General features: G+C 54.1%; 25 protein-coding genes, 1 tRNA gene and 1 other RNA gene. 24 read left to right on the plus strand and 3 right to left on the minus strand.

Annotated features, from left to right (window positions below):
• Window positions 1–85 precede the first annotated feature (85 nt).
• The 6 genes from rapZ to KB235_RS06195 all read left to right on the plus strand — a co-directional run bounded on the left by rapZ (window position 86) and on the right by KB235_RS06195 (window position 4,372).
• Window positions 86–958: an RNase adapter RapZ gene (rapZ, locus tag KB235_RS06170; protein WP_034806816.1), complete on the plus strand. Its 873-nt coding sequence runs from the start codon at window positions 86–88 to the stop codon at window positions 956–958.
• A 1-nt stretch (window position 959) separates the two neighbouring features.
• Window positions 960–1,955 carry a gluconeogenesis factor YvcK family protein gene (locus tag KB235_RS06175; RefSeq protein ID WP_211780760.1) on the plus strand — a complete coding sequence of 332 codons (996 nt, stop codon included), beginning with the start codon at window positions 960–962 and terminating at the stop codon, window positions 1,953–1,955.
• A gap of 30 nt (window positions 1,956–1,985) precedes the next feature.
• Window positions 1,986–2,939, plus strand: a complete 954-nt coding sequence (gene whiA, locus KB235_RS06180) for a DNA-binding protein WhiA (protein ID WP_034806814.1) — start codon at window positions 1,986–1,988, stop codon at window positions 2,937–2,939.
• A gap of 86 nt (window positions 2,940–3,025) precedes the next feature.
• Entirely contained in the window at window positions 3,026–3,262 is a 237-nt protein-coding gene (locus KB235_RS06185; protein WP_024370426.1) for a hypothetical protein, read from the plus strand.
• A gap of 92 nt (window positions 3,263–3,354) precedes the next feature.
• Complete coding sequence (locus KB235_RS06190) at window positions 3,355–3,870, plus strand: DUF2179 domain-containing protein (RefSeq protein ID WP_034806813.1); 516 nt, start codon at window positions 3,355–3,357, stop codon at window positions 3,868–3,870.
• A 70-nt stretch (window positions 3,871–3,940) separates the two neighbouring features.
• Entirely contained in the window at window positions 3,941–4,372 is a 432-nt protein-coding gene (locus tag KB235_RS06195; RefSeq protein WP_034816036.1) for a hypothetical protein, read from the plus strand.
• Between the two features lie 36 nt (window positions 4,373–4,408).
• Here the strand turns inward: KB235_RS06195 and clpP are convergent, their stop codons facing one another.
• Window positions 4,409–4,984, minus strand: coding sequence for an ATP-dependent Clp endopeptidase proteolytic subunit ClpP (gene clpP, locus KB235_RS06200; RefSeq protein WP_024370422.1), 576 nt, complete (start codon window positions 4,982–4,984; stop codon window positions 4,409–4,411).
• A gap of 152 nt (window positions 4,985–5,136) precedes the next feature.
• Window positions 5,137–5,209: transfer RNA gene (locus KB235_RS06205), tRNA-Arg, on the minus strand.
• A gap of 123 nt (window positions 5,210–5,332) precedes the next feature.
• On the opposite strand from KB235_RS06205, the gene KB235_RS06210 reads away from it, so the two are divergent.
• The 18 genes from KB235_RS06210 to KB235_RS06295 all read left to right on the plus strand — a co-directional run bounded on the left by KB235_RS06210 (window position 5,333) and on the right by KB235_RS06295 (window position 23,623).
• A complete protein-coding gene (locus tag KB235_RS06210; protein ID WP_211780921.1) occupies window positions 5,333–6,469 on the plus strand; it encodes an RNA polymerase factor sigma-54 in 1,137 nt (378 codons plus the stop codon).
• Window positions 6,470–6,727: a glutaredoxin family protein gene (locus KB235_RS06215; RefSeq protein WP_034806809.1), complete on the plus strand. Its 258-nt coding sequence runs from the start codon at window positions 6,470–6,472 to the stop codon at window positions 6,725–6,727.
• 110 nt (window positions 6,728–6,837) lie between these two features.
• Complete coding sequence (locus tag KB235_RS06220; protein ID WP_081825840.1) at window positions 6,838–7,866, plus strand: sugar-binding transcriptional regulator; 1,029 nt, start codon at window positions 6,838–6,840, stop codon at window positions 7,864–7,866.
• Between the two features lie 58 nt (window positions 7,867–7,924).
• On the plus strand, window positions 7,925–8,932 hold the full coding sequence (gap, locus tag KB235_RS06225) for a type I glyceraldehyde-3-phosphate dehydrogenase (RefSeq protein WP_034806807.1): 1,008 nt from the start codon (window positions 7,925–7,927) through the stop codon (window positions 8,930–8,932).
• A gap of 98 nt (window positions 8,933–9,030) precedes the next feature.
• Window positions 9,031–10,215, plus strand: a complete 1,185-nt coding sequence (locus tag KB235_RS06230) for a phosphoglycerate kinase (protein WP_211780761.1) — start codon at window positions 9,031–9,033, stop codon at window positions 10,213–10,215.
• A gap of 18 nt (window positions 10,216–10,233) precedes the next feature.
• A complete protein-coding gene (gene tpiA, locus KB235_RS06235) occupies window positions 10,234–10,986 on the plus strand; it encodes a triose-phosphate isomerase (RefSeq protein WP_024370416.1) in 753 nt (250 codons plus the stop codon).
• Window positions 10,987–12,525 carry a 2,3-bisphosphoglycerate-independent phosphoglycerate mutase gene (gene gpmI, locus KB235_RS06240; protein ID WP_211780762.1) on the plus strand — a complete coding sequence of 513 codons (1,539 nt, stop codon included), beginning with the start codon at window positions 10,987–10,989 and terminating at the stop codon, window positions 12,523–12,525.
• 33 nt (window positions 12,526–12,558) lie between these two features.
• Window positions 12,559–13,851 carry a phosphopyruvate hydratase gene (gene eno, locus KB235_RS06245; protein WP_114166805.1) on the plus strand — a complete coding sequence of 431 codons (1,293 nt, stop codon included), beginning with the start codon at window positions 12,559–12,561 and terminating at the stop codon, window positions 13,849–13,851.
• A 626-nt stretch (window positions 13,852–14,477) separates the two neighbouring features.
• Window positions 14,478–15,359: a UTP--glucose-1-phosphate uridylyltransferase GalU gene (galU, locus tag KB235_RS06250; RefSeq protein WP_211780763.1), complete on the plus strand. Its 882-nt coding sequence runs from the start codon at window positions 14,478–14,480 to the stop codon at window positions 15,357–15,359.
• Between the two features lie 21 nt (window positions 15,360–15,380).
• On the plus strand, window positions 15,381–16,589 hold the full coding sequence (locus KB235_RS06255; protein WP_246514401.1) for a glycosyltransferase family 4 protein: 1,209 nt from the start codon (window positions 15,381–15,383) through the stop codon (window positions 16,587–16,589).
• Window positions 16,586–17,917, plus strand: coding sequence for a glycosyltransferase (locus tag KB235_RS06260; protein ID WP_211780765.1), 1,332 nt, complete (start codon window positions 16,586–16,588; stop codon window positions 17,915–17,917). The genes KB235_RS06255 and KB235_RS06260 overlap by 4 nt, the downstream gene beginning before the upstream one ends.
• A gap of 54 nt (window positions 17,918–17,971) precedes the next feature.
• Window positions 17,972–18,859: a YitT family protein gene (locus KB235_RS06265; RefSeq protein WP_051690297.1), complete on the plus strand. Its 888-nt coding sequence runs from the start codon at window positions 17,972–17,974 to the stop codon at window positions 18,857–18,859.
• A gap of 73 nt (window positions 18,860–18,932) precedes the next feature.
• Window positions 18,933–19,157 carry a preprotein translocase subunit SecG gene (secG, locus tag KB235_RS06270; RefSeq protein ID WP_012726902.1) on the plus strand — a complete coding sequence of 75 codons (225 nt, stop codon included), beginning with the start codon at window positions 18,933–18,935 and terminating at the stop codon, window positions 19,155–19,157.
• Between the two features lie 102 nt (window positions 19,158–19,259).
• Complete coding sequence (locus tag KB235_RS06275; RefSeq protein ID WP_034807021.1) at window positions 19,260–20,000, plus strand: alpha/beta hydrolase; 741 nt, start codon at window positions 19,260–19,262, stop codon at window positions 19,998–20,000.
• Between the two features lie 15 nt (window positions 20,001–20,015).
• Window positions 20,016–22,427, plus strand: coding sequence for a ribonuclease R (gene rnr / locus KB235_RS06280; protein ID WP_211780766.1), 2,412 nt, complete (start codon window positions 20,016–20,018; stop codon window positions 22,425–22,427).
• 49 nt (window positions 22,428–22,476) lie between these two features.
• Window positions 22,477–22,947: an SsrA-binding protein SmpB gene (smpB, locus tag KB235_RS06285; RefSeq protein ID WP_029334607.1), complete on the plus strand. Its 471-nt coding sequence runs from the start codon at window positions 22,477–22,479 to the stop codon at window positions 22,945–22,947.
• A gap of 49 nt (window positions 22,948–22,996) precedes the next feature.
• Window positions 22,997–23,352: a transfer-messenger RNA gene (ssrA, locus tag KB235_RS06290) on the plus strand.
• A 127-nt stretch (window positions 23,353–23,479) separates the two neighbouring features.
• On the plus strand, window positions 23,480–23,623 hold the full coding sequence (locus tag KB235_RS06295; protein ID WP_211780767.1) for an alcohol dehydrogenase: 144 nt from the start codon (window positions 23,480–23,482) through the stop codon (window positions 23,621–23,623).
• 129 nt (window positions 23,624–23,752) lie between these two features.
• Here KB235_RS06295 and KB235_RS06300 read toward each other — a convergent pair whose 3' ends face one another.
• Window positions 23,753–24,583, minus strand: a complete 831-nt coding sequence (locus tag KB235_RS06300; protein WP_211780768.1) for a prenyltransferase/squalene oxidase repeat-containing protein — start codon at window positions 24,581–24,583, stop codon at window positions 23,753–23,755.
• Window positions 24,584–24,608 lie beyond the last annotated feature (25 nt).

Here is a 24,608-nt window from a genome sequence, read left to right on the forward strand (position 1 = left end):
CTTTTTTTCGAGCGTTCGCTATACTAAAGAGTGAAGAGCGCTACACACACGGCTCGGTTGTCAAAATTAAGGGGGCGTCATGGAGATGGAAGACTTTAAAGGATTAGAAGAATTGATCATCATCAGCGGGATGAGCGGGGCCGGGAAATCGGTCGCGATGAATAGTTTCGAGGACCTCGGCTATTTTTGCGTCGATAACTTGCCGCCAGTCTTGTTGCCGCAACTGATCGATGTCATCAGCTCGGTCCGTCCGAAAATCGCCGTCGCCATCGACACGCGGACGCGCGACTTCATCGATAGCCTGTTCATCGTCATCGATGACTTAGAAAAGAAGAACGTCCATCCGCACTTACTTTATCTCGAGACGCGGGACGACGTGCTCGTCCGCCGCTATAAAGAGACGCGCCGGTCACATCCGCTCGCACCGGAGGACGCGCCGCTCGTCGGCATCAAGATGGAACGCGAGCTGCTCGAAGGGTTCCGCGACCGGGCGCATACGCTCTACGACACGAGCGATTTGAAGCCACAGATGCTCAAGGACCGGATCTTGCTCCAGTTCAACGAGGAACGCATCCCGTTCACGGTCAACTTCATGTCGTTCGGGTTCAAGCACGGCGTGCCGCTCGACATCGACCTGTTGTTCGACGTCCGCTTCATCACGAACCCGTTCTACATCCCGGAGCTCCGTCCGCTCACGGGCCAGACGAGCGAGGTGCAAGACTACGTCATGTCGCACCCCGAGGCGCGGGCGTTCTATAAGAAGCTGATTGACATGCTCGAATTCCTGTTGCCGCAGTACAAGCGGGAAGGAAAGACGCAAGTCGTCGTCGCGTTCGGCTGTACGGGCGGGAAGCACCGCTCGATCACGTTCGCTGAAAAAGTATCGGAACATTTCGCGGAGCGCTATAACGTCAAGACCGTCCATCGCGACTTGGCGCACGCGACGAAGGAGAAATGAGATGAGACGCGATCGGAAAGTTGTCGCCATCGGCGGCGGTACCGGACTATCGACGCTCGTCCGCGGGTTGAAGCATTATCCGCTCGACATCACGGCCATCGTCACGGTCGGGGATGACGGGGGCAGCTCAGGACGGCTCCGCGACGAGTTCCATATGTTGCCTCCGGGCGACATTCGAAACGTCATTCTCGCCTTGTCGGAAGTCGAGCCGCTCATGGACAAGATTTTACAGTATCGGTTTGACAGCGGGTATGGCCTTGAAGGGCACTCGCTCGGAAACCTGATGCTGACAGCGGCGACGCATATTTGTGAAGGCTCGTTCGTCAAGGCGGTCGACGTCTTGTCGCAACTGTTGAACGCACAAGGTCGCGTGCTCCCGGTCACGGAGACGCTCATGACGCTCGCGGCCGAGTTCGAGGACGGGACGATCGTCAAAGGCGAGTCGAAGATCCCGCTCGTCGAGAAACCGATCAAGCGGCTGTTCTTGCTCGAGGACGGCATCAAGCCGGCACCAGGGGTCGTCGAGGCGATCCATGAGGCGGACGTCATCGTGCTCGGGCCGGGCAGTCTCTATACGAGCATCATCCCGAACTTGTTGATTCAAGAAGTGCGCGACGCCATCGTCGAGGCAGGCGTCCCGGTCGTCTACATTTGTAACGTCATGACGCAACCGGGCGAGACGAAAGGGTATGACGCGATGAAGCACTTAAAGGCAATCGAGGCGTATCTCGGCAAATCGTCGATTGATACGATCGTCGTCAATAACGAGCCGATTGAAGAGACGTACCTCGAGCGTTATCTCGAGGACGGCTCCGAGGAGGTCCGCTTCGACCGCAAGAAGCTCCGGAACTACGGGACGAACGTGCTCGCCGGGGACATCGTCGACTATAACCGTGACTACATCCGTCACGACTCGGACGCGATTGCCGGGCTCGTCATGCAGCGCGTCCTCCGTATCAAGAAACCACGCTTGTTCCAAGAGCTTGAACTGAAATAGAACGATTGATCAAGAAAGGAGGGGAATGAGATGAGCTTTGCTTCAGACGTCAAAAAAGAATTGACCCAACTGACCGTCACCGATGCCGAGGCGAAAGCGGAACTGTCCGCCCTCGTCCGGATGAACGGTGTCATCTCGCTCGCCCTCGGGCGCGGGATGACGCTCGACGTCTCGACGGAGAACGCGGCCATCGCCCGACGGATTTATTCCCTGATGAAACGACTGTACGACCACCACCTCGATTTGTTCGTCCGTAAGAAAATGCGGCTGAAGAAGAACAACGTCTACATCGTCCGCGTCTCCCAGCACGCCGAGACGATGTTGAAGGACCTCGAGATTCTCGGTGAGCATTACGAGATGATTCGGACACTCAACTCGGACATGACACGTGACGAGAATTTGGCCCGTGCCTACTTGCGCGGCGCCTTCCTCGCCGGTGGCTCAATCAACCATCCGAAGACGTCGTCGTATCACCTCGAGGTATACAGCTTGTACGAGAACCATAACCAGGCGCTCCGAGACCTCGCCAACCGGTTCGGCTTAAACGCGAAGACGCTCGAGCGGAAAAAAGGGCATATCCTCTACATCAAGGAGAGCGAGAAAATCTCTGACTTCTTGAAGCTCGTCGGGGCGACGCGCGGGATGCTCGATTTCGAGGACGCCCGTATCATCAAGGACATGCGCAACTCGGTCAACCGGCTCGTCAACTGTGAGACGGCCAACTTGAACAAGACGGTCGGGGCGGCGCTCCGCCAAGTCGAGAACATTAAGTATCTCGAGCGGACGGTCGGCCTCGAGGTGTTGCCGACGAAGCTCCGTGAGATCGCCGAACTTCGGGTCACGCATCAGGACGTCTCGCTCCAAGAACTTGGCGAGATGCTCGAGACAGGACCGATCTCGAAGTCCGGCATCAACCACCGACTCCGGAAGATTGACCAGATTGCCGAGAAAGTCCGAAAGGGCGAAGAAATCGGCTCCTCGTGAGACCGGTTGCGCCAAAACCATTCTTCCTATATAATTAGCAATTGTGTATAGGATTTTGAAAAGCGAACTAAAGGAGCTTTATGATTATGGCGAATGATAAGAAACGACTTTCGCTCACGATTGACGCAGAACTTGACCGCGTCATCACCGAGCGTGCAAAAGAAATCGGGATTCCAAAAAGTGCACTCGTGACGTTTGCGACGAGCCTTTTCCTCAACCAACTCCGGGCGGAAGAGATGCTCTCAGGCAACACGAACGCAATCTATCAAGTCATCCGTAAGGACTATGAGTTGCTCACAAGTGTCCGCAACTTAGATAACTAAGCGAAAGGCTGACTGCGGTCAGCTTTTTTTGGTTGCATCCGCCTGTGAAATTTGGAATAGTGGAGATATTGAATCGATAGGAGGTCGATGGAATGGGTCAAATCTTGCTCATCTTGTTGTTACAACTACTATACGTCCCGGTGCTCACGCTCCGGACGATTATGCTCGTTAAAGGGAAGACGGTCATCGCCGGATTGTTCGGGACGCTCGAGACGCTCATCTACATCTTTGCGCTCGGCATCGTGTTCCAAGACTTGACGACGCTCGGCATGGTCGTCTACGCCGTCGGATTCGGACTCGGGATCCTCGTCGGCGGATTCGTCGAGCGGAAGCTTGCGATTGGCTACAACATGATTCAAGTGCACACGCAAGAGTTCCCGGCCGAGCTCATCCAAAAGATGCGCGACAGCGGCTACGGGGTGACCCATTATCAAGGGCAAGGCCGTGACGGCGTCCGCTATCGCCTCGACGTCTTGGCGGCCCGGACGCGCATGAAAGAGTTGCGTCAGCTCGTCGAGCATTACGAGCCGAAAGCGTTCCTCGTCGCGTTCGACCCGATTGACTTCAAAGGCGGCTATATGATGAAAGGGCTCCGTCGCCCGAAATGACGGACGAGACTCACGGAAAGTGGGTCTTTTTTTGTGGGAACGGGAATAGGGGGTCAAAGGAGTGGGACGAATGAGACGAAAAACGATGTGGTTTTGGGTGATCGTGTTGATCCTTGTCGGAGGGATTGTGTACGGGCTGTCGTTTTGGCAGACGTCTTCCGGCGTCAAACCGCCGCTTCCAACCGTGAAGGTCGGATCGGTGACGGCCGAAGTGAAGCAGTCGACGTATTGTTGGGCGAATGGGGACGAGGCCGTCTGTGAAGATCACGCCTTGCCTGAGCCGGACGACTTGCAAATTGTGACGGTCGAACCCGGTGCAACGATTGACGTCTCGTTCCATGAAGCGCCGGACAATGAGACGTTCCATCAAATCGTGGACGGGGAACTCATCCCGGCCGAGCGAATCGTCCCATCGGAGCCAGGCGTGTATCTGTTCGAGACCGGCGGGGACTGGGCGAATGGGGATAGTCGCTACGTGTTCGGGGTCGAGGTGACGGAATAAAGAAAATCCCTTCTCAGACGAGAAGGGATTGATGTGTTAACGCGTCATGACCTTGTCGATGAGACCGTAGTCTTTCGCTTGGTCAGCAGACATGAAGTAGTCGCGCTCTGTGTCGCGCTCGATGACTTCAAGCGGCTGGCCTGTGTTGTCGGCCATGATTTGGTTCAACTTCTCACGCATCTTGATGATCCGCTCGGCGTGGATTTTTATGTCCGACGCTTGACCTTGCGTGCCGCCGAGTGGTTGGTGAATCATGATCTCCGCGTTCGGCAATGCGAAGCGTTTCCCTTTTTCACCGGCTTGGAGCAAGAAGGCACCCATCGATGCGGCCATTCCGATACAAATCGTCGACACGTTCGGCTTGATGAAGTTCATCGTGTCATAAATCGCCATTCCGGAAGTGATCGAACCACCCGGGCTGTTGATGTAAAGCGAGATGTCCTTATCTGGGTCCTCGGCTGCAAGGAAGAGGAGCTGCGCGACGATCGAGTTGGCGACGTTGTCGTCAATCGCACTTCCGAGCAAGATGATCCGGTCTTTGAGCAAGCGTGAGTAAATGTCATATGCGCGTTCCCCACGACCTGTTTGTTCGATAACTGTTGGAATTAACATTGAATCTGCCTCCTTTATGTAGGTTGTAAACATATCATACCGTTATAGTCAATGTTGGTCAAACGATAGTCATCGTTTTTCACCTATTCCACGATTCGAATGTGCTGAAACGAAAAAAGAGGCCAGGCGTGTGCCTGACCTCTTACATGTGATACACCCGGAGAGATTCGAACTCCCGACACCTGGCACCGGAAACCAGTGCTCTATCCCCTGAGCTACGGGTGCATGTTCTCTGACACGATTTATTATACATTTGTTTTTTTAAAAAAGCAATCCTGTTTCATGACCTTTTTTTGAAGCGGCGTGGAGTCGCTTCCGCTACAATAGGAGGCGAGGGGAGTGACCGAGATGCAACGGCAAGAGCAGCATCAAGTACAACGACAACAATTGACGCAAGACATGCTACGGCGCCTGCCCGTCCTAGAGGCGGACCGGGCCGCCATCGTGTTCCAACTCGGACGGCTCGCGGCTCGTAGCGGACAGGTCGCCAAAGGGAACGGCATGGTCGAGTGGATTGCCGACGCGGGGGCCGGTTTCGAGGCGCGTCTGTTCGAGCAGATCGAGGAAGGGAGCGGGACGGAAGCGGAGAAGGCGCTCCAACGACAGCTCGTCCTCGCGCTCGACCATCGGGGGCTGTTGCCCGAGACGGATGCGATGCTCGCGGACCAATTCGGTGTCGAGGCGAGCGCCATCGAGTCAGCGCGCCGGGCGCTCTTGTTTCTAGAACCGACGGGCGTCGGAGCGAAAAACGAACACGAATGCCAATATCGACACGCCATCGAACACGACGACCCGCTCGTCTTGGACGTGTTCGAGGCGATGGAGGCGGGCGTCGACGATGTCCCGGGCCGCCTCGGGTTGAGTGCGTCCGAATTCGATCGCGTCACGCGCCTCATCGCGACGTTGCCGAAAGTGCCACTATTATATGAAGAAACCGAACAAATTTTCCCAGAGCTCGAAGTGAGACGGGAGGACGGACAGCTCGTCACGACGTGGTTCACGCCGGCACTCGACATCGAGGCGGACGCAGAGCTGACGTGGTGGCACGACACGCTCGCGATGCGGGCGAAGACGTTGCAGTCGATTTGGGACGTCATCGCGGAACGGCAGGCGGACTGGTTGAACGGGGAGCTCGTATTACACCCGTTGACACGAAAAGAAGTCGCCGCGCGTATCGGTAAACATGAGTCGACGGTCGGGCGGGCGATTCAACAGAAGTTTGTCCGCACCGAGGGCGGCACGATGGCATGGCGTGATTTGTTCGTGCGGGCGACCGTGCGGGGACAGTCGCCGTTCATGATCAAACGCATCATCGCCGAGCTGATTTGTTCCGAGACGGCACCGCTTAGTGATCAGGCGTTGACCGAGGCGCTCGCGAACGAAGGGTATCACGTGACGCGACGGACGGTCGCCAACTATCGGGAAGCGCTCGGTTTCGGCAACTCGCGGGAACGGGAGCGGCAACTATGGAAAGGAGAGAGTTGAATGAAGCTGACACTTTATCGGCGTGACAACTGTTCGTTATGCGAGGAGGCGCTCGTCATGCTCGAATGGTTGCGAGAGGACTATCCGTTCGAGCTCGAGCAAATCGACATCACGACGGACGAGGCGCTCGAGGCCAAGTACTTGTTCGAGATTCCGGTCGTCATATATGAAGGGCACGTCATTAGTCAAGGGCGATATGATGACAGCAAAGTTGAAGATTTTGTTAAGTATACGCTTACATCGAAAAAAAACGTTTAGAGGGGTTGCAAGACGGAAAGGTGATTGATAAGATGGACTCGTAGCGGTGGGACGTAAAAATAAAAGTGGGACAAAAAATGTCCACACTTGAGGTCGAGGGGGAATGAGGCATGATCCAGCAACTGATTCACGTTCAGAAGCAAATCGTCCCAGACCTGCTCGACACGCTCCGACATCGTTACGACATCTTACACTATGTCCGTTTGATGCAGCCGATTGGCCGCAGGACATTGGCCACGAGCCTCGGGCTGACGGAACGCATCTTAAGGCGAGAGGTCGACTTCTTGAAAGACCAAGGTCTGCTTGCAGTCGCCACTCAAGGTATTTCCCTTACAGAATCGGGCCGAAACGTTCTTCGGGACTTGCATGAGGTCATGGGAGAGATCCTAGGGATTTCAGAAGTCGCACGAGAACTCGAGCAAAAGCTCGGCGTTCGCCAAGTCGTCATCGTACCGGGAGACTCGGACGAGACGTTCTGGGTACAGCGGGATATCGGACGGGCCGCCGTCACGCAGTTAAAAGCGCGACTGGCACCGGACGACAATATCATCGCGGTCACAGGCGGGACGACGATGGCATCTGTCGCGGCGATGATGTCGCCCGATAAGAAAGAACGGCCGATGCATTTCGTACCAGCGCGCGGCGGACTCGGTGAGACGCTTGAACTTCAGGCGAACACCGTCTGTTCAAGGATGGCGGACCGGGCCAACGCAGACTATCATTTGCTCCACATTCCAGACGAAGTGTCGCAAGAGACGTTCGAGCGGATGGTGGAGGAACCTAGCATAAAAAATGTGCTGGAAATGATTAGAGCGGCGCGAATAGTGGTACATGGAATTGGTGAGGCCGAAACGATGGCGAAGCGCCGTCGCGCCACACCGGAGCATTTGCGGATGATCGAACGGCATGAAGCCGTCGCCGAAGCGTTTGGCTATTATTTCAACGCGGAAGGTGAAATCGTGCATCGGGTCAAGACGGTCGGCATTCAATTAGAAGAGCTCGACAACATGGACACCGTCATCGCGGTCGCTGGAGGGAAATCGAAGGCGCAGGCGATTGCCGCATATGCGAAACATACGCCGAACATCATTCTCGTCACGGACGAAGGTGCGGCAACAGAATTATTAACGTGTTATTAAAGAGTTGACCCCCGTTGGCTCTTCAATAAATAGCTTCTACCCTAAGGAGGAAATTAACATGGCAGTAAAAGTTGGTATTAACGGATTTGGACGTATCGGTCGTTTGGCATTCCGCGAGATCATCAAAAACGAAGGAATCGAAGTTGTTGCAATCAACGACTTGACTGACACGAAGATGCTTGCTCACCTTCTCAAGTACGACACGACGCAAGGTCGTTTCGACGGAGACGTTGAAGTACACGACGATCACTTCCTCGTAAACGGCGAGAAAGTTCTTACACTTGCAAACCGCAACCCAGAAGAACTCCCATGGGGCGAGCTCGGTGTTGACATCGTTCTCGAATGTACTGGATTCTTCACAGACAAAGAGAAAGCGGAGCTTCACTTGAAAGCTGGCGCGAAAAAAGTTGTCATCTCGGCACCAGCTACAGGTGACATGAAGACTGTCGTTTACAACACGAACCACGAAATCCTCGACGGTACAGAGACAGTTATCTCTGGTGCTTCATGTACGACAAACTGCTTGGCGCCAATGGCGAAAGTTCTCCAAGATCAGTTCGGAATCGTTGAAGGTCTCATGACGACGATCCACGCTTACACAGGCGACCAAAACACGCTTGACGCGCCACACCCGAAAGGTGACTTCCGTCGTGCGCGTGCGGCAGCAGCGAACATCGTACCGAACACGACTGGTGCGGCGAAGGCAATCGGCCTCGTTATCCCAGAACTTCAAGGTAAACTTGACGGTGCGGCACAACGTGTACCAGTTGCGACAGGTTCACTCACAGAGCTCGTAACAGTTCTTGAGAAGACTGTATCGGTTGACGAAATCAACGCAGCGATGAAAGCAGCAGCAAACGAGTCTTACGGTTACACGGAAGACGAAATCGTTTCTTCTGACATCGTCGGCATCACGTACGGTTCACTCTTCGACGCGACACAAACGAAAGTCATGACAGTTGGCGACAAGCAACTCGTTAAGACAGTTGCATGGTACGACAACGAAATGTCTTACACTGCACAATTGGTTCGCACACTCAAGCACTTCGCTGAAATCGCGAAGTAAGTTCGTGAACTAAATAGAATCAAATAGGAGCGGAAACAAGAGATTGTTCTCCGCTCTATTTATGAAATTGAAATGCACGACACATGGAGGCGAAGGTTATGAACAAAAAGTCTATTCGTGACATCGATGTAAAAGGGAAACGCGTCTTCTGCCGCGTTGACTTCAACGTTCCACTCAAAGATGGCGTCATCCAAGACGAGACGCGCATCCAAGCGGCTCTTCCGACGATCAAGCACTTGATCGACGGCGGCGCGAAAGTCATCTTGGCGAGCCACCTCGGCCGTCCAAAAGGCGAGAAGAACCCTGAGTTCTCACTCGCACCGGTCGCGGCACGTCTCGGGGAACTCCTCGGCAAAGATGTACCACTCGTCGAAGAAGCATATGGCCCGGTCGCGGAAGAAGCGGTCGCAAAACTTTCTGAAGGCGACGTCGTCGTGCTTGAGAACGTTCGTTTCTACCCAGGTGAAACGAAAAACGACCCGGAACTCGCAAAAGGCTTCGCATCACTTGCTGACGTCTTCGTCAACGACGCGTTCGGTGCGGCTCACCGTGCCCACGCTTCAACAGAAGGTATCGCGCAAAACGTGGACCACGCGGTGGCTGGTCTCTTGATGGAGAAAGAACTTGAAGTCCTCGGGAAGGCACTCTCGAATCCAGATCGTCCGTTCACGGCGATTATCGGCGGATCGAAAGTTGCTGACAAGATTGGGGTCATCGACCACCTTCTTGACATCGTTGACACACTCATCATCGGTGGCGGTCTCTCGTACACGTTCTCGAAAGCACTCGGGCACGAAGTCGGAACGTCACTCCTTGAAGAAGACAAGCTCGACCTCGCACGTCAATTCATGAAAAAAGCAGAAGACAAAGGCGTGAAGTTCTTGATGCCGGTCGACTGTGTCATTGCGAAAGAATTCGGCGAAGAGACATACGTCGGACCAGTCGATATCGACTCGATCCCTGCGGATCACATGGGTCTTGATATCGGACCGAAGACAGTCGAAATTTACGCGGAAGCGATTCGCGAATCGAAACTTGTCGTTTGGAACGGACCGATGGGCGTATTCGAACTCGATAAGTACGCTAACGGAACGAAAGGTGTCGCTCAAGCACTCGCAGACAGCGACGCATACTCAATCATCGGTGGTGGTGACTCAGCCGCGGCAGCAGCCAAGTTTGGCCTTGCTGACCAAATGAGCCACATCTCGACTGGTGGCGGCGCTTCACTCGAATTCATGGAAGGCAAGAAACTTCCAGGCGTCGAGGCGCTTAACGACAAGTAAAATAGAGGAGGGTTATCGATGCGTAAACCGATTATTGCAGGTAACTGGAAAATGAACAAAACACTCTCGGAAGCAGTCGCTTTCGTCGAGGAAGTCAAAAACAACGTCCCGTCAACAGACAAAGTTGACGCGGCAATCGGCGCACCAGCTGTCTTCCTAGCTCCAATGGTAGAAGCAGCGAAAGGGTCAGACTTGAAGCTTGGTGCCCAAAACATGTACGACAAAGACAGCGGGGCGTACACAGGTGAGACGAGCCCAGCGATGATCGCGGACCTCGGTGTGACGTACGTCATCCTTGGACACTCAGAGCGTCGCGAATACTTCGGCGAGTCGGATGCGTTCATCAACAGCAAAACGAAAAAAGCGTTCGAACACGGTCTTACGCCAATCGTTTGTGTCGGTGAAACACTCGAGGAGCGCGAAGGCGGCAAGTTCGAAGAAGTCATCAAGACGCAAGTCGAAGGTGGCCTCGCGGACCTCTCAGCTGACCAAGTGAAACAACTCGTCATCGCCTATGAGCCAGTCTGGGCAATCGGTACTGGTAAATCAGCGGACGAAGCAGACGCGCAAAGCTCATGCAAATATGTTCGTGACGTGGTGAAAGGCCTTTACGGTGAAGACGTGGCGGCTGCAGTACGCATCCAATACGGCGGTTCTGTAAAACCTGAGAACATCAAGGAGTATATGGCGCAAGAAGACATCGACGGCGCACTCGTCGGCGGTGCTTCACTTGAAGCTGCTTCGTTCCTCAAGTTGTTGGAGGCGATTTAAATGGCAAGACCAGTCGCCCTCATCATCTTAGATGGTTTTGGCATGCGGGAAGAGACGTTCGGTAACGCGGTCGCTGCGGCGAACAAACCGAACTTCGACCGTTTCTGGGAGACGTATCCGCATACGCTTCTCAACGCGCAAGGCGAGTACGTCGGCCTTCCGGAAGGACAGATGGGCAACTCGGAAGTCGGTCACTTGAACATCGGTGCCGGCCGGGTCGTCTATCAGTCACTCTCGCGCGTCAACAACGCCATCAAAGACCGTTCGATCTTCGACCGTCAAGCGATGAACCATTTGGCGGGACATGTGAAGAAGTACGATTCGAGCCTCCACATTATGGGCCTCGTCTCGGACGGCGGGATTCACTCGCACATTCAACACATGTTCGCTGTCGTTGAGTTCGCTAAACTTCATGGCATTGAAAAAGTCTACATTCACGCTTTCACGGACGGCCGTGACTGTGATCCGAAATCAGGCGCAAGCTTCCTCGAACAGACGGAAGCGAAGCTCGCTGAACTCGGTGTCGGTCAAGTCGCTAGCGTGTCTGGACGCTATTATGCCATGGACCGCGACAACCGTTGGGAGCGCGTCGAGAAAGTATACGACGTCCTCGTCCACGGCAAAGGCGAAGTCGGCACGAACGCCGTTGACGTCTTGAACCAGTCGTATGAAGCAGGGCTCACGGATGAGTTCGTCAACCCGACGGTCATCGAGAAAGACGGTCAACCGATCGCGACGATCAAAGACAACGACGCGATCATGTTCTTCAACTTCCGTCCGGACCGGGCGATCGAACTTGCGAAAGTGTTTAAAGAGAAGACCGGCTTCAAAGGCTTCGAACTTTCGAACACACATCCACAGAACATCTTGCTCGTCTCGATGACGAAGTTCTCGGATGAAATCGACACAGATATCGTCTTCCCACCGGAAGATTTGAAGAACACGCTCGGCGAAACACTCGCCGCGCAAGGGTACAAACAGCTCCGCGCCGCGGAAACTGAGAAATACCCGCACGTCACGTTCTTCTTGAACGGACAACAAGAAACACCGTTCGAAGGCGAAGATCGCTTCCTCGTGCCGTCGCCGAAAGTCGCGACGTACGATTTGAAACCGGAAATGAGCGCATACGAGCTCACAGAAGGTCTCTTGGAGCGTATCGAGTCGGATACGTACGACGCATACATCATCAACTATGCGAACCCGGACATGGTCGGTCACTCGGGCATGCTCGAACCGACGAAGAAAGCCGTCGAAGTCGTCGACGAATGCCTCGGTAAAGTAGTGGACGCACTCATTGCCAAAGGCGGCGCGGCGATCATCACGGCGGACCACGGGAACGCTGACCTTGTCACGAACCCGGACGGTTCACCGATGACAGCTCACACGACGGAGCCTGTACCATGTATCGTCACACAACCTGGAGTGGAGCTGAAGCCAGCGCTCGAAGGCGCATTGGCTGACCTTGCCCCAACCCTTCTTCACCTTCTTGGTGGTGAACAACCGGCAGAAATGACCGGCACGTCAATCGTTAAGAAGTAAACCCGATTTCCAAACAAAAAGGAGCGAATCAATATGTCAATGATTACAGAAATTTACGCACGCGAGATTTTGGATTCACGCGGTAACCCATCAGTAGAAGTAGAAGTTTTCACAGAAGACGGCGGTTTCGGCCGTGCCCTCGTCCCATCAGGCGCATCGACTGGTGAGCACGAAGCAGTCGAACTTCGCGATGGCGACAAGTCACGTTACCTTGGTAAAGGCGTACTCAAGGCCGTTGCCAACGTAAACGACACAATCGCACCTGAACTCATCGGCTACGATGTTTTCGACCAAAACGCAATCGACGCTAAAATGATCGAACTTGATGGCACACCAAACAAAGCGAAGCTCGGCGCAAACGCAATCCTTGGTGTCTCAATGGCAGCAGCTCACGCAGCAGCTGATGAGCTCGGTCTTCCACTTTACACGTATCTCGGTGGATTCAACGCGAAGACACTTCCAACACCAATGATGAACATCATCAACGGTGGCTCGCACGCGGACAACAACGTTGACTTCCAAGAGTTCATGATCATGCCTGTTGGTGCGCCAACGTTCCGTGAAGCGCTCCGTATGGGTGCTGAAGTATTCCACGCCCTCAAATCAGTTCTTTCTGGTATGGGTCTTAACACAGCAGTCGGTGACGAAGGTGGTTTCGCACCAAACCTTAAGTCAAACGAAGAAGCGATCACGGTTATCCTTGAAGCGATCGAAAAAGCTGGTTACAAACCAGGTGAAGACGTCTACCTCGCAATGGACGTTGCGTCTTCTGAGTTCTATGACAAGTCGACTGGCAAGTACGAACTCGCTGGCGAAGGCAAATCACTTACAACTGCAGAACTCGTAGACTTCTACGCAGAACTCGTTGACAAGTACCCAATCCTCTCAATCGAAGATGGTTGCGATGAAAACGACTGGGATGGCCACAAATTGCTTACTGAGAAAATCGGTAACAAAGTTCAACTCGTTGGGGATGACCTCTTCGTAACGAACACAGCGAAATTGGCTGAAGGAATCGAAAAAGGTATCGCGAACTCGATTCTCATCAAAGTTAACCAAATCGGTACGCTCACAGAAACATTTGACGCGATCGAAATGGCTAAAAAAGCTGGTTACACAGCAGTTGTCTCACACCGTTCTGGTGAAACAGAAGACGCAACAATCGCGGACATCGCGGTTGCGACAAACGCTGGTCAAATCAAGACTGGTTCGCTCTCGCGTACAGACCGTATCGCGAAGTACAACCAACTTCTCCGCATCGAAGACATGCTCGGCGATGTAGCGAAGTACGACGGTATCAAGTCGTTCTACAACCTCAAAAAATAATTGATTATTTTCAGGTCCGCCTTGTGCGGGCCTGTTTTTTTGTGTGAGTGTTTTTCAATCCGTCCCGGCGGCACCGATGCTTTCTGCAGGCAATCCACGGAGCCTCCTCGCACATCGTGCTTGCGGGGTCTCCATTAGATTGCTTTCCTGCAAGAGTCACGGTGCCGCTTGGACGGTTGTGGGCGCTCGCTCACTCTCATATTATTTTTAGATATATCATTTATTCGATGGCGTATGTGTCACATGTAAGGCGGAGCGCGAAACAAGACGGCAGGCTGACTCCTAGGGGAGAGTGATGCAAGGATGACCCGGCAAAGCGCGAAATGCCCTGCGGAGGCATCCGCATCACCCCTGGAAAGCAGTCTGCCGTCTAGTGAAGCAAGAAACATGAGGTATGTTAATCCGTCATTCCGGGAATAGGATCGTGTAGGTGAAAGGAGGCGTTCATGATGATGGTCAGCGGTTTTCTCCTTCTTCTCATTGCGCTCGGTGTCGGTGGTTACTTCCTGTACAAGTATATGGAAGACCGGAAATGGTCGTGACGCATGTCACGGCCGTTTTTTTTGTGCGTGAACGCTAGGAAATTGGGTATAATCAAATACAGTAGCTAAAAAGGAGAGACGTCCATGACACGTGTACGGAAAGCCATCATCCCGGCCGCGGGGCTCGGCACCCGTTTCTTGCCGGCGACGAAGGCGATGCCAAAAGAGATGCTCCCCATCGTCAACAAGCCGACGATCCAATTCATCGTGGAGGAAGCGGTCGCCTCGGGCATCGAGGACATCATCATCGTGACCGGGAAGAACAAGCGCGCCATCGAGGACCATTTCGACCGCGCCATCGAACTCGAACAAAACTTGGAAGCGAAAGGGAAGACGGAGCTCCTCGAGTCGGTCCGTCACTCGTCGAATCTCGCGAACATCCACTACATACGCCAACAAGAGCCGAAGGGACTCGGCCATGCGATTTGGTGTGCCCGGAAGTTCATCGGCGACGAGCCGTTCGCTGTCCTGCTCGGGGACGACATCATCGAATCGGACGTACCGGCGACACAGCAGTTGATTGAGCAATACGAACGCCACGAACGTGCCATCATCGGCGTGCAGCGCGTCCCGTATGAAATGACGAAACGATATGGTATAATTGACCCGCTTGCCGTCGAAGGGAAGCTGATCCCGGTCCGGACGTTCGTTGAGAAACCGCCGGTCGAGGAGGCCCCTTCGAACCTCGCCATCCTCGGTCGCTACATCTTGACGCCGGACGTCTTCGAGACGCTCGCGGCCCAAGAAGTCGGTGCCGGGGGCGAGATTCAACTGACGGACGCCATCGCCCGATTGAACGAGGCGAAGACGGTGTACGCCTATGAATTTGAGGGCCGTCGCTATGACGTCGGGGAACCGATCGGCTTCATCGAGGCGACGATCGCCCACGCCTTGTGCGACCCGGAATTGAAACCTAACGTCCATGCGCTCTTGAAGCGTTTCGTGGACGAACTCGAACAACAGTAAGGTGTGTTACTTTTGAAAACAATGTTAATGGTCTGTCAAAACTATTATCCGGAGATCGGCAGTGCCGGCAACCGGATGCAAAATATTACGCATCTCATGAAAGAACGTGGCTACGACGTCGAGGTCATCACGGCCGCGCCGTCGTATCCGAACTTCAACTTGTATCAAGACGACCGGTTCTGGAACGATCACGCGCTGAACAACCAACCGTTCATCAAGCGGCTCATCACGAAGAAGCGCAAGCACACGTCAAACATGCTCAGCCGGCTCGCCTTGTTCGTCGAACAGATGATGAAAGGCGTCGGCGCCGTACGGACGCTCGACACGAAACCGGATGTCGTCTTCGCGACGACCCCGTCTTTTTTTATGGCGTTCGTCGGGGTGTATGCAAAACGGAAGTATGGCGTCCCGTTCATCTTGGACGTCCGTGACTTGTGGCCGGAGTCGGTGAAAGGCGTCGGCGTGTTCAAGTACGACTGGATGCTCGCCCCGGCGTTCTGGTTCGAGAAGCGGCTGTACAAGTCGGCCGACGCGATCATCATCAACTCGGAAGGGTTCCGCAGCTATCTGCGCCAGCGCGGCGTCGACAACGAGCGCATGCACTACATGCCGAACTCGATTCGACAGAGCGAGCGGGAACTCGAGCGGACCGTCCCAGAAGACGACCGGATGGAGATTCTATACGCCGGAAACATGGGCCTCGCCCAAGACGTGTCGCTCTTGCTCGAGCTCGCGGAGCGGTTCCGCGACGAGCCGCGCGTCCACTTCAAATTGATTGGCTACGGCTACCGGAAGAACGAGTTGAAGGAGACGATTAAGGCTCGCGGCTTCAAAAACTTCTTGTTCCTCGAAGCGATGCCACGGACGGAGGCGTTCCAGGCGGTTAAAAATGCGGACGTCGCGTTCGTCAGCTTAATCGACCAGGACGTCTTCGACACGGTCATCCCTGGAAAACTCATCGACTACATGGCGGTCGGCAAACCGATCGTCGCGGCGGTGTCAGGCCATGCGGCGAATGTCATCGAAGCGGCGGAGGTCGGCTACGTGTCACGGAAGCGTGACATCGATGAGATTGAGAGCTCGCTCCGAACGCTTCTCGAACGTCCGGAGTTACGCGAACAGTACGGCCGAAACGGCGTCCGCTATGTGAAAGACAACTTGTGCTGGGAAAACAATATCCACGTCCTCGAAGACGTGGTCGAAAAAGTAACGATGGAGGAAACACGATGAAGGTATGTATGTTTGTATGGAACCATTTTACGAATGACGCCCGCGTCCTTCGCGAATGCTCGGCGCTCGCCGAGGCGGGCTACGAGGTCGATTTGATTGCCCTCCAAGACCCGAAGAATAAAGAGCTCCCGGCTGAAGAGATGCGTCCGGAAGGATTCCGTGTCATCCGCGTGAAGCGCCAACCGTCGATTCTCGTCAACGGGATGAAGGCGCTCAAATCGGCCCGGACGTGGGTCACACAGAAGACGACGCGTAAAATCGGAGCCGGACTCATCGGAGCCGGACTGTTCGTCCTCGCGCCGTTCACGATGCTCGGCCTCGGTGCCGCGGCAGGCGCGATTCTGCTCCCACCGGTCCGGAAAAACATCGTCAACTTGAGCGCGATGCTCGAGATGGTGTTCGCCTCGACGAAGAAGTCGTATGACTTCTATCATGCCAACGACTTGAACACGCTCCCGCAAGCGTTGATCGCCGGGAAGCTCGTCAACAAAGGGAAGATCGTCTACGACTCGCACGAAGTCCAGACGGACCGGACCGGTTACGGCTACATCCAAAGTAACCTCGAAGGCTGGCTCCTGCCGTACGTCGACACGATGATGGTCGAGAACCATACGCGCGCGGCGCATAACGAGACGCTTTACGGTTTCTATCCGTACGTGCTCCACAACTATCCGTTCTATCGTCCGCTCGACTTCTCGCTCCGGAAAGACTTGCACGCGTTGCTCGGCTTGCCAAGCAATGAGAAAATCTTGTTGTACCAAGGCGGTATCCAAGCCGGTCGCGGTCTCGAGCAACTCATCCTCGCGGCGAAAGATTTCAAGGAAGGGACGCTCGTCATGATCGGGGACGGGAAACTGAAGCCGACAATCAAGCAGATGATTGAGGACGAAGGCGTGGCGGACCGCGTCAAGATGATTGACAAAGTACCGGTCGAGGCGTTACCGTATTATACGATGAACGCGTATCTCGGCTTCCAAGTGTTGAACAACGTCTGTTTCAACCACTACTCGGCCTCGTCGAACAAGTTGTTCGAATATTTGATGGCCGAAGTGCCGGTCGTCTCGTGCGATTTCCCTGAAATCGAACGGGTCGTCGCCGGGAACGATGTCGGGGTCGTCGTCGACTCGCACGACCCGCAGTCGATCGCGGACGGTGTCAACCGCCTGCTCGAAGATGAAGCGCTCTACGCACGCGTCAAAGCGAACACGAAGACGGCGCGTGAACAATATAACTGGGATTTGGAAAAAGAGGCACTCTTGGACGTCTACGCAAACGTCGCAGACCGCAAGTTGCCGATTATGAAAGACGGTGCGCCAAAACCAGCATAACGAGAAGACTGCGGTTTTGGCCGCGGTCTTTTTTATGTGGAAAGGGGAACTCATATGAAACGTCAACAACAACATCTGCTCCGCCAACAAGTGTGGAAGAAACTGCAATCGATCTCGTTAAAGGACATCGCCTGGATTATCGCCGGGTCGTTCATCCTCGCCTTCGGGGTCAACTACTTCACCGTCCCGAACGACTTCTCAGAAGGCGGACTGCTCGGGGTGACGATCATCTTGTTCTATCTGTTCGAGTGGGACCTCGGCGTCACGTCGATTATCGGGAACGGGATTCTCTTCATCATCGGGTATAAGCTACTCGACCGCCGGACGATGGTGTACTCCGTCATCTCCGTCGTCGCGACGTCGTTCTTCCTCAGCTTGACGCACAACTGGGGCAGCCCGTCGGAAGACAAGCTGCTCGCGGCCGTCTATGCTGGGATTTTGATTGGAATCGGTATCGGTATGGTGCTCCGTGTCGGCGGGACGACCGGGGGCGGGGTCATCATCGCCCGGCTCATGGAGCGGTATCTTCATTTGAGCGTCGCCGTGTCGATGTTCATCATCGATGCCATCGTCGTCGCCGCCTCGGGTTTCTTCCTCGGGGAACAAGTCGTCCTCTATACGCTCATCGCCATCATCATCGGCTCGTGGGTGATCGACCTCGTCGCCGAGGGACTCAACATCCGCAAGGCCGTCACGATCATCAGCGACAAACAAGAAGAGCTCGCCGTCGTGTTGACGGAGACGCTCGGCCGCTCGGCGACGATTATCCACGGCCACGGCTACTATACGAAGCAGGATAAGAACATGCTCTATATGATCGTCGACAAGCGCCAAGTCGCGCCGCTCAAGAAAATCGTCGAAGTGACGGACCCGCGTGCGTTCGTCGTCATCCACCAAGTGAAAGAGGTCATTGGGGAAGGGTTCAGCTACCCGTCCCGATAATTTGAAAGCTGGTGTTTTCGTCATAACTTCTATATAATAAAAGGCGTGTAAAAAGAAGGAGGAACTGACTACTATGCAAACGATCGCTACAATCAGCCTACTCGTCGTGGCTGTCTTATTGATTGTCGTCGTACTGCTCATGTCAGGTCGGTCGCAAGGTCTTGGGGCGATTGCAGGTGGCGCGGAGCAGTTGTTCGGCCGCCAGAAAGCGCGCGGCTTTGACGCTGTTTTGAACCGAACTGCAGCTGTACTAGGCACGTTGTTTTTCATTTTAGGATTACTAGTCGCATCATTATGATGAAAGGCTGATCGTTCTCGATTTTTACGTGAGGCGGTCAGCTTTTGTTTTTTTAGAATTTTTTTTGGGAATAATGGAATGTACGAGGAGATGACTTGAACGATGAAAGTGACTGCACCGAAACCGTTTTTCTTTGAAGGCGGACCACGTGCCGTGTTGATGTTACATGGCTTTACCGGATCGAGCGCGGACGTCCGCATGCTTGGCCGTTTCCTACAAAAAGAAGGCTATACGTGTATGGGACCCCAGTATCGGGGACATGGCGTCCCACCGGAAGAATTGCTTCAGTTCGGACCAGCCGACTGGTGGCAAGACGTCCAGGACGCGTATCAGGCGTTAAAAGACAAAGGGTATGACGAGATTGCCGTCTGTGGCCTCTCGCTTGGCGGTGTCATGTCGCTTCGCCTCGCCTCAGAAATGAACGTCAAAGGGGTCATCCCGATGTGCGCACCGACCGGCATCGACGCCGAGGACCGGTTATACAAAGGAGTCCAGGCATACGCCCGAGAATATAAATCAAGAGAAGCGAAAACACCTGAGCAAATCGAGCAAGAGATGGACGACTTCAAGCCGATGCCGACGCTCAAGGACCTTCGTGCGTTCGTCCGCGAGACGACGACGAAACTCGAAGACATCTTCGTCCCGGCGCTCGTCGTCCAAGGGGCGAAAGACCGCATGGTTGATCCTCAATCTGCACACGAGATTTACGAGGCGATTAACGCGTTCCAAAAAGAACTGCTCATGTATGAGGAGTCAGGACACGTGATCACCCTCGACAAAGAAAAAGAGAAACTGCACCACGACGTGCTCGATTTTCTCGAAACGTTGGACTGGTCAGTGTGAAAAGGAGGTGTCACGTTGAATTTACGTGACCAACTACTAGAAATCATCCAGTCGAGCGATAAAGCGCTCACTGTCGACCAATTGACCGAGCGATTAGCGCTCGAGTCGACGGATGCGTTCAAAGAACTCATCCGAACATTAAACGCCCTCGAAGAAGAGGGGTTAATCGGCCGGACGCGGACGAACCGTTACGGGACGCTCGCCGCACTCGGCCAAGTCGCCGGGATCATCTCGATTCACCAGCGCGGCTTTGGCTTCTTGTCGGTCGAAGGAGAGGCCGATGACGTCTTCTTGCCGGCCGAGCAATTGAAAGACGTCTACCACGGCGACACGATCCTCGTCAAAAAACGCGAGGACAACCGTGGCAAGACCGAGGGCGTTCTCCTCAAAGTATTGAAGCGCGGCTTGTCGGAGTTCGTCGGGACGTACACGCTCCCGAGCGGACGCCTCGACCAGTTCGCCTTCATCGAGCCGGACGACAAGCGCATCAACTTCTGGCCGGTCGTCAACCCGGACAAATCGCTCGGTGCCGTCGATGGCCATAAAGTCGTCGTCCGCATCACGAAATATCCGGACGGCCGTTTCGCCGGGGCGTGTGACGTCGTCCGCATCATCGGACACAAGAACGACCCGGGCGTCGACATCTTGTCGATCGTCTACAAGCACGGGATTCCAACCGAGTTCCCAGAAGACGTCATCAACCAGGCGAACGCGGTGCCGGACGAGGCCGACGAGAAAGACTTCATCGGCCGTGTCGACCTTCGCAACGAGACGATCTTCACGATCGATGGCGAAGACGCGAAAGACTTGGACGATGCCGTCCACGTCAAGAAGCTCGACAACGGCAACTACGAGCTCGGCGTCCACATCGCCGACGTCTCACACTACGTGACGGAAGGCTCGCCGCTCGACATCGAGGCGTTCGAGCGCGGGACGAGTGTGTATCTCGTCGACCGCGTCATCCCGATGTTGCCGCACCGCCTCTCGAACGGAATCTGTTCGCTCAACCCGCACGTCAACCGGTTGACGCTCAGCTGTGTCATGGAGATCTCCCCGCAAAACGGGAAGGTCGTCAACCATGAGCTGTTCCCGAGTGTCATCAAGACGACGGAGCGGATGACGTACACGAACGTCCGTGAGATTATCGAGCGCGATGACGAAGAGACGCTCGAACGCTACGAGCCGTATATCCCGTTGTTCGACCTCATGGCCGAGCTCGCGGAAGTGCTGCGCAAGCGCCGTAACTCGCGCGGGGCCATCAACTTCGATTTCGCTGAGGCGAAAGTCGTCGTCGACGAAGAAGGCAAACCGGCCGACATCGTCTTACGTCCAAGCTCGGTCGCCGAGAAGTTGATCGAAGAGTTCATGCTCGCCGCCAACGAGACGGTCGCAGAGCACTTCCACAAGATGGACGTCCCGTTCATCTATCGTGTCCACGACAATCCGAAGTCGGACAAGCTCGACTTCTTCTTCGATTTCGTCGCCAACTTTGGCGTTCATATCGAACGGTTCAAAGGCCAGACGGTCGACCCGAAGACGCTTCAAAAGATTTTGAAGGCGATTGCAGGGGAACCGGAAGAAGCGGTCATCAGTACGATCATGCTCCGCTCGATGCAACAGGCGAAGTACGATGACGTCTCCCTTGGCCACTTCGGTCTTGCGACCGACTTCTATACGCACTTCACGTCACCGATTCGTCGTTACCCGGACTTGATCGTCCACCGTCTCATGCGCACGTACGTCTTCAACGGCGACGTGTCCGAGAAGACGATCGCCAAATACGAGGACCGTCTCGACTCGATCGCCGAGCAGGCGTCGAAACGTGAACGTCGTTCGGTCGATGCCGAGCGTGAGACACAAGCCTTGAAGAAAGCCGAGTACATGGAATCGCGTCTCGGGGAAGAGTTCGACGGCGTCGTCAGCGGCGTGACGAACTTCGGGATGTTCATCGAGCTCCCGAACACGATCGAAGGGCTTGTCCGTCTCCAGTCGATGGATGACTATTACCACTTCGACGAGTCGCAGCTCATGTTGCTCGGCGAGCGTACGAACCGTCAGTTCCGCATCGGGGACGCGGTCCGTGTCAAAGTCGACGCCGTCAACCTAGACGAGCGGACGATTGACTTCACGATCGTCGGGATGCCGAAGCGGGAACAGTCGCGCCGTCGTCAACCGACGACGATTAAGGCGAAAGAAGGCCGCCCGAAGAAAGACGACAAACGCGGAGGCCGTGGTCGTGACGACAAACGTCCGAAACGCGGTAAGCCAGGGAAACCGGGTCAAGCCGGAAAACCGTCGAAACCAGGCGAGAAGCCGAAACGAGACGGCGAGAAATCGTCACAAGGCCGTTCGGCGCTCAACTTGAAAAACAAAGACAAGCAAAAACGTAAAGGCGACGCCAAACGCGGAGCGAAGAAGCGTCGTTGACGGGAGGGGGCGACCCCTCCTCCATATTGAAGTAAAGGACTGAATGTGTATGGCCAAGAAGAAAGATTCGAACGTGCTCGCCCAAAACCGAAAAGCGTCCTTCGATTATGCGATTGAAGATACGATTGAAGCCGGTATGGTGTTGACGGGGACCGAGATTAAATCGGTGCGCCAGTCAAAGATCAATATCGCCGACGCGTATGTCCGCTTTGACGGTGGCGAGGCGACACTTCACAACTGTCATATCAGCCCGTTCGAGCAAGGGAACCGGTTCAACCACGAGCCGCTCCGTGTCCGAAAGCTATTGTTGCATAAGAAACAAATCAATCAGCTCATCGGCGCACAAGGGCGTGACGGCTATACGATCATCCCGCTCAAAGTGTACATCAAGAATGGCTTCGCGAAATGTCTCCTCGGCATCGGGCGCGGGAAGAAGAAGTATGACAAGCGCGACGACTTGAAGAAGAAAGATGCGAAGCGCGACGTCGACCGGGCACTCCGGGACCGGCAAAAATACTGACAGCGAGACCTGATTGTGGTATAGTTGTTGTAGTACCAATTACCACCTCGGGGACGTTATGGATTCGACGGGGGTAGGTCGGTCGTATGTGGCGTGTCGAGGGGTCGGCCTCGTTAAAACGCAAACGCCTATAACTGGCAAAACTAACACACAACTCGCAGCAGCCTAAGTGCCCTGCGGATCCTGACATCCATCGCTTGTGTGGATGACTTTCAGGGTCTCAAACTAAGCAAGCTACGCTTCAACCTCGCCGTCTGAGGGCGCGAAGAAGAGATGAACCAGACTGGATGTGACAACGCCTGTTTATCGGCAGTGTCACATTGAGATTCAATAGATAAACTACACACGTAGAAGCATGCGTTACGATGCCTTCGGACGCGGGTTCGACTCCCGCCGTCTCCATTTTTAAACAGTCTACGATGACTGTCATCAATGATTTTTCATGAAGACCTTCTAATTTCATTGAGATTAGAAGGTCTTTTGATTTTTATGGAGCAACTCAATCACAATGAAATGAAAGCAGGTGAATCGAATGGGAAAATATCAATTAGATACGAAAAGTAAGGTGGCTGCTGCCAAGTATCAAGACGGGAAAAAACCAGCTGTATCGAATAAAAAAGATAAAATCAAGCAGATTCGAGAAGCGTATTTAAAGAAGCAACAAGAGAAGAAATGAGCTGGTGAATGATGAGATAGCTTAGCTGACTTCAGGTGTTCTGCCGTAATAGGTTGAAATGAAAGAAGAGGGTCATTCGTGCGTATGTGATGCACGGGTGGCCCTTTATTGATTTTTTCATGAGTTGCCTTATAGAACGTTCTTCAAGATTTCATTATAACGAAGCGTGCCCAAGTCACTCGGTTTATCTTTTTGACAGAATGACAGCTTCGCTAGTTTAGGCACGACCCGCTCGACCACGATTTTTCCATCGACCAGTTTAGACTGCAAGGTGGCCAACGCTTCCAAAAAACGTTCATCATCTTTGGCACGATGATAAAACGATAGGACGTATACATAGAGGAAGAGATTATAATTTTGGAACGGATACGCCACTTGCATGAATAACGTCCCGATTCCAAAGTGACACGGTCCGATCGGCTCACGAATCGTCCAATGTTCGAGCAAAAAATCAACGGCCTGATCGAGTGCCGGTTCGTTATTGATATAATCAGTGAACCGGAACATATGCAGGGCATTCAGCGTGGGTAATGGGTTTGAATACTCGGTTTCAATACCGTGACCATAACTGAACTTGTTGCATCGCCAGCCGCCATCGTTATGTTGGATTGTCAGCAAGTGCCGAAACGTTTGCTGTAACCTGACGTCATCGGCGTATCCCGATTGGCAAAGAACGTTTGCCGCATTGATTGTATGGCATGGATAGATAGCGCCTTTCGGATACAGTTTGAACCGTCCATCCGTATGCCACGTGCTAAAAATCAGCTCGGCGCATTCTTTTAATACGGGATCGCTTGGGTCCATCCCTAATTCTAAAAGATAGAGCACGCAATCGAGTGTTGAAAAGGGAGATCCTTTACTCAATCGTTTATCGGGCGTTGTCCAATAGTCTGCACCTTGGTCATAGCGATGCGATAAAATTTTCTCCACATCCGCTTCGTATGGATTCTCTCTAGACATATCTTCACCTGCTCTCCTCGTGTAA

Origin of the sequence: Exiguobacterium alkaliphilum, assembly GCF_018138125.1 — a bacterium.
Lineage (GTDB): Bacteria > Bacillota > Bacilli > Exiguobacteriales > Exiguobacteriaceae > Exiguobacterium > Exiguobacterium alkaliphilum.